The following is an 11,686-nucleotide window of genomic DNA, read 5'->3' as shown; positions in this document are numbered from 1 at the left end:
ACGCATGACCGTCTCGTACCCGCGCCTGGCCGCCCGCACCGTCCGGTTCACCCTCGGGATTCCGCGGAACATCACCGTGTCCCCCGACGGACGCACGGTGCGGTTCGTGCGGACGCCCGATGGCGTGACCCGCACCGGTCAGCTGTGGGAGTACGACGTGGAGAGCGCCGCCGAGAGCCTCCTCGTCGACCCGGTGGCGTTTCTCGGATCCGACGACGAGGAGTTGTCGCCCGAAGAACGCGCGCGGCGCGAGCGCACGCGTGAGGCCGCGGGCGGTGTCGTGGGCTACGACGTCGACGCGACCGGCCGGTGGTTGTGCTTCGGACTCTCCGGCCGCCTGTGGGCCACCCACCTGGGTGCGCGGTCGACCCGCGAACTTCCCGCCGTCGGACCGGTCATCGATCCGCGCCTCGACCCCACCGGGCGTCGCATCGCCTATGCGTCCGGAGGCGCGTTGCGTGTCATCGCCGTGGACGGCGCCGACGACCGCGCCCTCGTCGAGCCGGAATCGCCGACCCAGGTGTGGGGCCAGGCCGAGTTCATCGCGGCCGAGGAGATGGACCGCTTCCGAGGGTTCTGGTGGTCGCCCGACGGCACCTCGCTGCTGGTCGAGCGCTACGACGATCCGGAGGTTCCCGTCTGGCACATCGCCGACCCGGCCAACCCCGATCGCCCCTCCTCCGAGCAGCGCTATCCCGCCGCCGGCACCCCCAACGCCGAGGTGACGCTGTGGCACGTCGGGCTGGACGGCAGCCGCACCGAGATCGTGTGGGACCGGGACACGTACGAGTACCTCGCGCGCGTCTCGTGGACGGAGTACGGCGCTCCCGTGCTCCAGGTGATGACGCGGGATCAGCGCCGCTCGCTGCTGCTCTCGGTCGACGTCGCTTCAGGCTCGACGTCGCCGCTCGTCGAACTCGCCGACGACGCCTGGATCGATCTCACCGTGACGCCGCAGTTCGGGCCCGGCGGCCGGCTCGTCTGGTGCGACGACTTGGAGGATCGTCGCCGCGTCATCGTCGACGGCTCCCCCATCAGTGATCCGCGCTGGCAGGTCCGCGGGATCGTCGGCGTGTTCGAGGACGCCGTGATCGCCACCGCGTCGGTCGAGCCGACCGAGGTCCACGTGGTGCGCTTCGGCTATGACGGCACGGAGACCACCCTGACCGAGGGCGCCGGCGTCCACGGCGCCGTGGTGGGCGGGCCCACTACCGTCATCACGCGCTCCTCCCTCCTCAGCACGACACCGGACGTGCTCGTGCACCACGAGGACAGGGCCGAGCCCGGAGCGATCGGCGTGGTGATGCAGACGCCCCCGTTCGCTCCGCAGGTCGAGCTCGTGAGCCTGGGCGAGCGCGGACTGCGCGCGGCGGTGCTGTTCCCCCGCGATCACGACGGCAGTCCGCTGCCGATCCTCATGGACCCGTACGGCGGCCCGCACGCGCAGCGGGTCATGGCGTCGGCGCGCATGTTCCTCGAGCCGCAGTGGCTGGCCGACCAGGGCTTCTGCGTCGTCGTGGCCGACGGCCGCGGCACGGGAGGACGCGGACACGATTGGGACCGCGCCATCCTCGACTCCTTCGCCGAGGTCACGTTGCAGGACCAGGTGGACGCCGTCGCCGCGATCGCCGAGCGTTACGGCGAGCGGGTCGACGCCTCGCGCGTCGGGATCATGGGCTGGTCGTACGGGGGCTATCTCGCGGCGCTGGCGGTCCTCGCCCGGCCCGACGTCTTCCACGCCGCCGTGGCGGGCGCTCCCGTCACGGAGTGGCGCCTCTACGACACGTGCTACACCGAGCGCTACCTCGGACACCCCGCACAGCAGCCGGAGGTCTACGACCGCAACTCCCTGCTCCCGCTGGCCGAGAAGCTCGAGCGCCCGCTGATGCTGATCCACGGCCTGGCGGACGACAACGTCGTCGCCGCCCACACGCTGCGCCTGTCCCAGGCACTGCTGGCGGCAGGCAAGCCGCACACCGTCCTGCCGTTGTCGGGGGTCACCCACATGACCCCGCAGGAGACCGTGGCCGAGAACCTCAAGCTGCTTCAGGTGCAGTTCCTCAGCGAGCACCTGCACCGCTGACATGACGAGGGGCGCCGGAACCGTCGGTCCGGCGCCCCTCGTCATAGCGAGGTCAGGAACCGGGCTGGAACTCCACGATGTCCTGGTACAGCTCGAGCTGGCGACCCTCGAGGTTGCTCAGCAGGTAGTCACGAGCGCGGCCGCGGAACGCCTCGACGTCGACGTCCTCGATGACCTCCGGCCCGCCGTTGGAGGCCCACTCCTCGACGATCGCCTCCGTCTCGTCCTCGATGCAGGCGCGGTCCTCCTCGCGGGTCTCGCGAACCGAGGTCTCCAGCGCGTCCTGCTGATCCTCCGAAAGGCCCTCCCACGTGTCGCTGTTGACCACGACGAGCTGCGAGCCGACCGAGTGGCGGTTGAGGCTCACGTAGTCCTGCACCTCGTCGTAGCTGTTGGCCGAGACCACCGCGATGGGATTCTCCTGGCCGTCCACCGTGCCCTGCTGCAGCGCGAGGTAGATCTCCTCGAAGGCGACGGCGACCGCTTCGGCGCCGAGCGCCTTGGCGTTCTGCAGGTGCACGGTCGAGTCGGGGAAGCGCAGTCGCTGGCCGGCCAGATCCTCGGGGGTACGGATGGGCTTGTTGGCCGAGAACGTGCGATCGCCGTAGTACCAGACGTCCAGGATCTTGGCGCCGGTCTCCTGCTCGAACTCCTCACGCAGCGCCTGGGCCTCCTCGGACTCGTCGAACCACGCGAAGAGGTGATCGGCGTCCTCGAACGCGTAGGCCATGTCCATGACGCCGATGGGTTCGAAGGTCCCCGCGAGCCCGGAGGCTCCCTGCAGATCGATGTCGATGTCGCCGGACATGACCGAGGTGAACCGGTCGACGTCGCCGCCGAGCTGGCTCGAGGGGAAGATCTCGATCTCGATGCCCTCGTCGGCAACGGCGTCGCGCACGACCTCCGCGCCGCACGTGTTGTGCGGATGGTTGTCGGGGTAGCTGTTGGCGAAGCTCAGCGTGGCCTCGCCGTCGCCGCCGGACTCACCTTGGGGGCCGGCGCAGGCGGCCAGCGCCATGGTCAGCGGAAGTGTGGTGGCGAGAGCGCACAGGTTGCGGATTTTCATGTTTCTCCTTCGGGGGTGACGCGGGCTCAGAGCCCGAGCAAGCGGGGAAGCGTGGTGACGATCTGGGGGAACGCGGTGATGAGCAGCTGGACGCCGAGCAGCGGGAGCAGGAAGGGCACCACGCCGCGGAAGACCTCGTCCACGCCGCGCCGGGTCACCGAGCTCATGACGTAGAGCACGCTGCCGACCGGTGGCGTGAGCAGACCGATCATGAGGTTGACGATCATGATGACGCCGAGATGCACCGGGTCGACCCCGAACTCGAGCGCGATCGGCATGATCACCGGAACGACGATCATGATCACGGCGGTGGCGTCGATGACCATGCCGAGCACGATCAGCAGCACGTTGATCATCAGCAGGAAGATCAGCTGATTGTCGGTGATCGAGGTGACGGCTTCGGCGACCGCCTGGGGCACGCGCTCGCGCGCGAGGATCCAGCCGAGCAGCACCGCCGAGGCGAGGATCAGCGAGATCGAGGCGGTCGTGTGGGCCGTCTCCCGCACCGCATCGACCAGGGATCGCCAGGTCAAGGCGCGGTAGCAGAAGCCGAGGATCGCCATGTAGGCAGCGCCCACGGCGGCGGCCTCGGTGGGCGTGAACAGTCCGGACAGGATGCCCCCGAGGATGATGACCGGGGCGACCGCCGGACCGACCATCCGCACCGCCGCGCGACGCACCCGCGGCCAGCTGAACGGCGTCGTCTCCAGGTCCTCGTTCTTGCGTGTCAGGAAGAACACCGTGAGCACGAGGCTGCCGGCCATCATCAGCGCCGGGATCACCGAGCCGGCGAACAGCGCGCCGGTGGACAGCGCCGCGACCGAGGCGTAGATGACCGCAGGGATCGACGGCGGCATGACGGCCGCGATGAGCGAGGAGCTCGCGGTCAGACCGGAGGCGAAGCGGAACGGGTAGCCGGCCTTCTCCATGGCGTTGACCTGGATCTTGCCCATCGCGGCAGCGTCGGCGAGAGCCGATCCGCTCATCCAGGAGAAGCCGACGCTGGTGCCCACGTTGACGTAGCCGAGATTGCCGCGCACCCGGCTGAGCAGCGCCAAGGCGAACTCGAAGATCCGGTCCGCGACGCCGCTTCGGTTCGCGATCGATCCGAGCAGGAAGAACAACGGGACGGCCAGGAGCGGGAAGGACGCCACGCCGTTGAAGGCCTGGCGGAACCCCAGACCCACCGAGTGCCCCTCGAGGAACATGTACAGCAGGCTCGGGCCGAGGAAGGCGAGTCCGACGGGAACGCGGATCGCGATGAGCGCCACGATGAGCGCTGCGAGCAGCCACAGGCTCATGCCTGCACCTCCGTCTCGTTGTCGTGCTGGGGATCGGGCGCGGTCGAACCGGGCCACACCACCGCCAGGACCGCGCGGACGAGCAGCAGGGCGACACCGATGAGCGGAAGCAGGTAGATCCACGTCATGGGAAGTCCCAGGGCCGGCGTGCTCTGGTTGCCCGAGGACTGGAACAGCAACCATGCCTCGTTGAGCAGCAGGATCGCGGTGAACGCGACCACCACGTGCGTGACGACGGCCAGCACGCGTGCGGCTCGCCCGCGGACGTAGCGTTCGATGACCCGCACCACGATGTGGCTGCTGCGGCCGTAGAGGAGGCCGACGAGCGCGAAGGTCACCACGGCCATGGCGAAGCGCGCCAGCTCACCGGCGCCCACCCACGTGGGGCCCGGCAGGTAGCGCTGCACGGCCTGCAACAGCACGAAGACGAAGATCACGAGGATGAGGAGTCCGCCGATGACCTCCTCCGCCAGAGCGATGTAGCGCAGCGGACCGCGTTCGGGCGGCGGCCCCTGCTGCGCCACGGCGGGTTCACTGGGCTGCGACATCGGGGCTCCTCCCTGCGGCGGAGAGACCGGCGGGCGCTCCCAGATCCACCGGCATCCCGGTCAGGGCGCTCTCCTCGACGGCCGCGACGACGCGCACGGACTCCAGTCCGTCGGCGGCCGTGACCTTCGGCTGAGCCGTGCCCGCGATGACCTCGGCGAAATGATCGAGCTGGCGGCGCAGCGGGTCATGGCGTTCCTGCGCCAGCTCCGTCACGGCGAAGGGCTCCCACCAGGAGCGCTTCTCGGGGTAGTAGCGCAAGCGCAGGGTGGGAACGGAGATCGATCCGCGGGTACCGGCGATGTGGTAGCAGTCCTCGTCCGGCGCGGAGTGGTACCGGGGGTTCTCCCCGGACGTCTGCTCCCAGGACCGGGCGGACGCCGCGACGTCCGAGAGCAGGAAGGTGCCGAGCGCGCCGTTGGCGAACTCCAGGATCACCGCGGCGGTGTCCTCGACCTCGAAGCCGCGGCGCGCCGAGCTGGTCACGGAACGTACCCGCGTGATGTCACCGCAGAGAGCTCGCAGGTTGTCGACGTCGTGGATGAGGTTGATGAGGATCGGGCCGCCGCCGGGACGGGTCGTCCGCCAGGGTCCGACGTCGAAGTAGTCGTCGGGCTTGTGGAAGAGCGCGAGGCCGTTGACGGCGACGATCTCGCCGAGCTCGCCGGCCGCGATGGTCTCGACGGCCTTGGCGAGCAGCGGCGAGTGGCGTCGGTGATGGCCCACGAGAACGGGGGTGCCTGTCCGATCGACGGCGTCGACGATCTCGCGGGCGGACTCGATGCTCTCCGCGAGCGGCTTCTCGACGAGCGCCGGGACACCGGCCTCCAGCGCGAGCAGCGCGTACTCGCGATGCAAGGCGTTCGGAGTGGCCACGAGCACGCCCTCGACGTCGTTGAGCACCGGCTCGAGTCGGTCCACGACGGCGCCGATCGGGACGTCGAGGTCCTCGGCGCGCACGAAGGGATCCACCACGTACGCGAGCTCGAGTCGGGGGTGGTCGGCGATCAGCCGGGCGTGCTGCCGGCCGATGAGCCCCGCCCCTACGACGGCTATGCGCATCACATCTCGCTTTCAAATAATGGAAACTGGTTTCTAATAGTGACAATGGAGTATGGTGACGGTCACACGCCGATGTCAACTGCGACGTGTAGAAAGGTCCTCATGGCTCCGGATTCGGCCGGCACGGTCGGCAAAGCACTCGAGCTGCTCACGTGCCTCGGGTCGTTTCCGCACGGCGCCAGCGCCTCTCAGCTCGCGCAGCGGGTCGACTATCCGTTCAGCACCGTGTACCGGCTGCTCAACACGTTGGTGAGCACCGGTTATGCGAGCTTCGAGCCGGAGACGAAGCACTACCGGCTCGGCCTGCGGGTGTTCCAGCTGAGTCACCAGGTTGCCAACGCGCGGGGGCTGAACGGGCTCGCGCTCCCCGTGCTGGAGACCCTCACGGCCGCGACCGGCGAAAGCTCGCTGTTGTCGGTGCTCGACGGTGAGCGCCACCTGACCGTTCACAAGGTCGACGGACCGCAGTTCCGCATCACCACCGACCCCGGCGATCACGGCCCTCTCCACACCACCGCCCTGGGCAAGACACTCGTCGCGTTCAGCGCCCCGGCACATCGCGAGCACCTGGTGACCACCCTGGCGCTGCCAGCGCAGACGCCTCGCTCGATCACCGACCGCGCAACGTTCGTGGCGGAGATCGAGCGGGTGAGGGAACGCGGATGGGCGACGCAGGACGAGGAGAACGACGTCGGGATGGCAGCCCTCGCCGTGCCCGTCGTCGCTCCCGGAGGACGCCTGCTCGCGGCGCTGGCGGTTGCGGCCCCGGTGTTCAGACGCAGCGCACAGGAGCTCGAGGAGTTCCTTCCGGCGCTGCGCGACGCCGCCCGCCAGCTCGCGTTGCAACTTCCGCCTCGCTGAGTCGGGTCAACGCCGTCCGCTCGGGGAGTGTCCGCGAGCGTCCTTGAGCCGTCGCGGCGCCCGTGGCAGGTCCATCGGCGCCGTCGCAGCCGGGGGTGCGACGGGCTCGGGCACCCAACCGCCATGGCTGTCCGCCAGGTACACGACGGCCTGATCGGCGGCCGGGAGCAGGACGACCCAGGCGTGGTCCTCGTCGTCTTCCTCCCCCGCGAACCCGACCCGCCGAACGTCGGCCTCGCGCTGCAGCTCCTCGAGGAACGCCTCGGCGTCGTCACGTTCGTCGAACCAGATCTCGACGCTCATGATCGGGCATCCTAATGCCGCGAGGGCGGGTGGTCTTGACCACCCGCCCTCGTATCGGGACTTCTCAGGCCCGGCGGCGCCGCCAGATCACCCATCCGGCCACCGTCGCCGCGGCTCCGGCGAGGAGCAGTAGCGGCCCGGCGTCGGAGCCGGCATCGGGCAAGTTCCCGCCCATGGCCGTCGCTCGATCCGCCGCATCCCGCGAGGGCCGTTCGGGATCCCCCGGCGTCGGGTTCGGCCCGTCCGGTCCGACTGGTCCACCGGGCCCGCCCGGTCCGCCAGGCCCGCCCGGTCCGCCAGGCCCGCCCGGTCCGCCCGGTCCGCCCGGTCCGCCCGGTCTGCCGGGGCCAGGGTCCACGGGGGGCTCGGGGTTCCCGGGGTCTCCTGGATCTGTCGGCTCGCCCGGCAGGCTCTCGGTGCCGATCATCCGGGGGAAGGTCGCCACCGTGGCACCGGTGACCGCCAGCGGCTCGACCATCGCTCGCATCTGCGGTTCCGTCGTGGGCTGCGGCGTCGGTTCCGCGGTGGGCTCGCTTTCCACCGGCTCCGCAGTCGGCTCAGCCGGCTCGACCGTCGGTTCTGCGGCCGCCTCATCTTCCGCCGGCCCCGCGGTGGGTTGATCCGGCCCGGCCGTCGGCTCGGTGCTCGATGGTTCCTCCGCAGCCGAGGGCTCGGGCGCCGGACGCTCAACCGTTCCGCTCGGGTACGGCTCCGCCTCGGCGCGTTCGATCGACTGCTGCTGGACGAGTTCCTCGAGCAAGGCGCCCTCGGCCGCACGATCCCGAACGTCCTCGGCCAACTCCTCGGCGGCCGGGGCCGCCGAGGAGATCACCGCGTACCAGTTGAGACCCTCGTCCTCCGGCGCCCAGCGATGCTCGGCGACCTCACCGGACGTCACACGCACCGCCGCAGCCTCGCTGGCCGTGCCCTGCACCGTCCAGGCATGCGTCGCGAACGATGTCGGGCGCTGGAGTGAGAGCTGGACGACGAACTCGTCGTCCTCGGGGCCGTACCGAGCGTCCGGGCCGCGGAAACCGGGCTCGTCATACTTCCACGCCTCGAAGGAGTCGAGCGTGGGCGAGTAGGCATTGACCGCCATGAGTCCCGCGTCGAGGTCGAGCTGCAACAGTCGCTGGAACCCGGTGTCGCGGTCGTGGAAATCACCGCGAGGATCGGGTTGGGTCGAGCGATAACCCTGGTAGTCGGCGAGCATCTCGACGACGCGACGACCCGAAGCACCCACGTTGTCGATCACGACGGTGCTGTCGTTCAGCTGTGTCGCGTCGACCCGCTCGCCGGTCACCGGGTCGGCGTAGTTGGTGGCCACCCCGTGGTAGTGGCCACCGAGCACGAGGAACACGTTGTCGTTCGGCGCCACCACGCGCTCCCAGATCTGTCGTCCGAGCGCGGTGTAGCGCCGGTCGACGTCCTCGACCGTGCCGTCCGTGTACAGGTACGAGTGGGCGGCGAGCACGACGTTGAACGACGGGTTCGCCTCCGCGACGGACGACGCCCACGCCATCTGCGCCTCCGACGGACGGTAGGGAAGGTTCACGACGAGGAACTTGGCGCCGTCGTGGACGAAGTAGTCGTAGTGGGCGCTGTTGTCACCCGGCTGCCAGGAGTTGCCCCACCACGGCTGGCCCTCGAACATCTCCGGACCGAAGTACTCGTTGTACATGTCGTTGTTGCGGCCCCAGAAGTTGTCGTGATTGCCCGGCAAGACCCCGTTCGGGACGCCCGCTTCATTGAGCAGATTCACGATCTTCTTCGCATCGGAGAACTCCCGGCGTGCCCGCAGCGGATCGGAGTTGCCGCCGATCCAGTTCTCGATGATGTCGCCGGTCAGCGAGTTGTAGGCGATGTTGCGGCCCTGCGCGTTGGCCACCACCCACGCCACCATGTCGGTGAAGACGCTCACGAAGCCCTCGGAGTAGAACTGCGTGTCAGTCATGTGGTTGATCGCGAAGTCGTACTCGCCCGGGTTCGCGAACGCGCCGTCGGTCATGCCGACCTCGTCGAACAGACCACCGGTGGTACGCGGTCCGTCGAGCACGAGGACGTTGACGACGCCCTCGGTGAGCATCGACGACGTGACCCGGCCGGCGAGGGTGAGCTCGCCGTCCGCCGACGGTTGCCCCGCCGCGATGGCCAGCCAGCTGCCCTGCTCGGCGTCCCAGCCGTAGAGCTGGATCTCGTTGCGAGGCTGGGTGGCGCCCGTCCACACGACCTCGACGCCTTCCTCGGGCACCTCCGCCATCGTGATCTCGTAGCGCTGGAACGGGTACGCACCCGTACCACCCTCGCTGACCAGGCTCTCGTCACCGCCGAGAAGTCGCTCGCCTTCGATGGCGAGGCTCGCCGGCGGCACCGTCGCGGTCGTACCGGACCAGATCCGCGTCGCCTCGCGGTCGATGCTGATCGGCGTCGCGGACCGGAAGCTCACGTCGAGCTCCGCGTCGCCGGCGTGCTCGGTGCGCACCTGCGTGACGAAGCTGCCGTCTTCCTCGGCCTCCTCGCCGTCACGCTCCACGATCGGCGTGCCGGGGCGGTAGGAACGCTCGACCGTCGCGGGGTCGAGTTGGCCGTCCCGCGGCGTCGCCTCGTCCCGCCAGGTGTGGGCGACGTACTGCCCGGGCGACCGGTCGGCCTTGACGAAGTCGTCGTAGCTGCTGCCCGTGGAACGGGCACGCTGATAGCTGACGCCGAGATCGCTCTTGGTGTTGTTCTGCAGCGTCAGACCGCGGCCGCAGTGATCGAGCGGAATCGTGTCGTACACGGAGACGCCGTCCACGCGGGCGCCGTCGGCGTCGAAGACCACGGCGCCGTAGCCGTCGGTCTGGTTCAAGCCGACCGGGTAGGTCGCCTGCGCGACGTTCAGCACCGCCATCGATGCGCTAGCGTGCGCCGCGACGTAGGTCGCTCCCGGGGCGAGGACTCCGCCGAGGTCCGCCACCTGGGGTTCTGCCGTTCGCCGGCCGGTCCCTTCACAGCGGTAGAGCGACCAGCCGGTCAGGTCGACAGGGGCATCGCCGAGATTGGTGATCTCGACGAACTCGTCGTTGCCGCCCGCCGGTCCGCCTCCCATGATCTCGGTGACCTGCACACTGCCAGCGAACGCCGAGTCGGTAATTTCGACCGGTTCGAGCTGATCAGCCGGCAGCCACTCGCCCGGGGTGCGCTTCGCGGCCTGGAAGTCGGCCGCGTTGTCACCCGTCCGCGAGACGCGCTGGTAGCTCTCTCCGTCGACCACCGAGAGGTCCATGACCTTCGCGTTGCCGTCGGTGCAGGGGCTGACGCGATTGGAGTACATGCTCATCCGGTCGACGATCGCGTTGTCGGGCGTGAGCACCATCGCGCCGGAGTTGATCCAGTGCACACTCGTGCGATAGCGCAGGTCGGCGGCCGTCGGCGAGGCGTTGCTGGCCAGGGTGAAGGTCTGTCCGGGCGCGAGCACGGTGCCGGCGGGCAGGCCGTTGGACTGCACGTACGTCTGCGCGTTGTCGCCGCAGCGCCAGACCTTCCAGCCGCTGATGTCGACCGGGGCGTCCCCGGCGTTCGCGAGCTCGATGAAGTCGTCGTTGTACCCGGCAGGCCCACCTGGAGCGAACTCGCTGATGACGATGTCGCCCGCCGCCGTGATGTCCTGCGGTTCGCTCGCATTCGCGGCGCCTGGGGTGCGCTCGGCCACGATCCAGTCCGCCCTGACATCGCCGGTCAGGGAAACGCGCTGGTGTGACTGGCCGTGCGCCCAGCTCGCCTGGTTCTGAAGGGTGACCGGATTCCTGCAGTCGCTGTCGACCGACTCGTGATAGAACCCGACGCGGTCGATCAGCTGGCCCTCGGCGTTCTGCAGGAAGGCGCCGAAGCCGAAGGAGTGCAGGCTCGTGGTGTACGTGGCGTCGGCGGTGCCGTCATCGAGGCCTCCCCCTTGGCGGACGGCCGTGAACTGCGCCCCCGGAGCAAGCGTCGTGCCCTCAGGCACGATCGCCTGCGGCCCGTAGCCGTCGCCGGTCTGACCACAACGGTAGATCTTCCAGCCGGAGATATCGGCCGGGTCGTCGCCGTAGTTCGTGATCTCGATGAAGTTCTCCGAGCTGCCGGCGGGACCGCCGGACGCGACCTCGCTGACGAGGACGCCGCTGAGCGGGCCGGTTGGTGCGGGCGGGGGCAGTTCGACGGCCGGAGGCGCCGGCGGTTCGAAGGGGTCGGGGGCCGCGGCGGCCGCGGCTCCCGTCACCGGCAGAAGACCGGTGAGGAGCGAGGCTGACGCGAGGGCGAGAACCGCCCGGCGACGTGAGGATGACACGAGTCGAGGACTCCGTTTCGATGAAGTAGTACGACAAAGGACGCCTCGGAGCGTCTCGATCCCTGATGACCAATCGCCTGCTTCTCGGCAGCGGCCAGGTGAACAGCAGACAACTGCCGGACTCGCCTCGTGATGCGCTACCATGGTCGCCACCG

At 69.5% G+C, this 11,686-nt stretch carries 8 protein-coding genes; 2 read left to right on the top strand and 6 right to left on the bottom strand.

The window, feature by feature from the left end; translation table 11 throughout:
- Positions 1-4 precede the first annotated feature (4 nt).
- Positions 5-2,083 carry a S9 family peptidase gene (locus D9V41_RS10115; protein ID WP_121794438.1) on the top strand — a complete coding sequence of 693 codons (2,079 nt, stop codon included), beginning with the start codon at positions 5-7 and terminating at the stop codon, positions 2,081-2,083.
- 52 nt (positions 2,084-2,135) lie between these two features.
- Here D9V41_RS10115 and D9V41_RS10110 read toward each other — a convergent pair whose 3' ends face one another.
- Genes D9V41_RS10110 through D9V41_RS10095 form a run of 4 tightly spaced genes read right to left on the bottom strand, consistent with a single transcriptional unit; the run spans position 2,136 to position 6,058 of the window.
- Complete coding sequence (locus D9V41_RS10110; RefSeq protein WP_121794437.1) at positions 2,136-3,149, bottom strand: DctP family TRAP transporter solute-binding subunit; 1,014 nt, start codon at positions 3,147-3,149, stop codon at positions 2,136-2,138.
- A gap of 26 nt (positions 3,150-3,175) precedes the next feature.
- Positions 3,176-4,450 (bottom strand): TRAP transporter large permease, encoded by a 1,275-nt coding sequence (locus tag D9V41_RS10105; protein WP_121794436.1) that lies wholly within the window; start codon positions 4,448-4,450, stop codon positions 3,176-3,178.
- Positions 4,447-4,998 carry a TRAP transporter small permease gene (locus tag D9V41_RS10100; RefSeq protein ID WP_121794435.1) on the bottom strand — a complete coding sequence of 184 codons (552 nt, stop codon included), beginning with the start codon at positions 4,996-4,998 and terminating at the stop codon, positions 4,447-4,449. The genes D9V41_RS10105 and D9V41_RS10100 overlap by 4 nt, the downstream gene beginning before the upstream one ends.
- Positions 4,982-6,058: a Gfo/Idh/MocA family protein gene (locus D9V41_RS10095; protein WP_121794434.1), complete on the bottom strand. Its 1,077-nt coding sequence runs from the start codon at positions 6,056-6,058 to the stop codon at positions 4,982-4,984. The genes D9V41_RS10100 and D9V41_RS10095 overlap by 17 nt, the downstream gene beginning before the upstream one ends.
- A 102-nt stretch (positions 6,059-6,160) precedes the next feature.
- Between D9V41_RS10095 and D9V41_RS10090 the strand changes: the two genes are divergently transcribed.
- Entirely contained in the window at positions 6,161-6,919 is a 759-nt protein-coding gene (locus D9V41_RS10090; RefSeq protein WP_121794433.1) for an IclR family transcriptional regulator, read from the top strand.
- 6 nt (positions 6,920-6,925) lie between these two features.
- Here D9V41_RS10090 and D9V41_RS10085 read toward each other — a convergent pair whose 3' ends face one another.
- Together D9V41_RS10085 and D9V41_RS18340 are read right to left on the bottom strand one after the other, a co-directional pair.
- Entirely contained in the window at positions 6,926-7,222 is a 297-nt protein-coding gene (locus D9V41_RS10085) for a hypothetical protein (protein WP_121794432.1), read from the bottom strand.
- A 64-nt stretch (positions 7,223-7,286) separates the two neighbouring features.
- On the bottom strand, positions 7,287-11,531 hold the full coding sequence (locus tag D9V41_RS18340; protein WP_208006817.1) for a lamin tail domain-containing protein: 4,245 nt from the start codon (positions 11,529-11,531) through the stop codon (positions 7,287-7,289).
- Between the last annotated feature and the right edge of the window lie 155 nt (positions 11,532-11,686).

This window comes from Aeromicrobium phragmitis (assembly GCF_003674095.1).
Taxonomy (GTDB): Bacteria; Actinomycetota; Actinomycetes; order Propionibacteriales; family Nocardioidaceae; genus Aeromicrobium; species Aeromicrobium phragmitis.
This window is presented reverse-complemented; position numbering and strand designations above follow the sequence as displayed.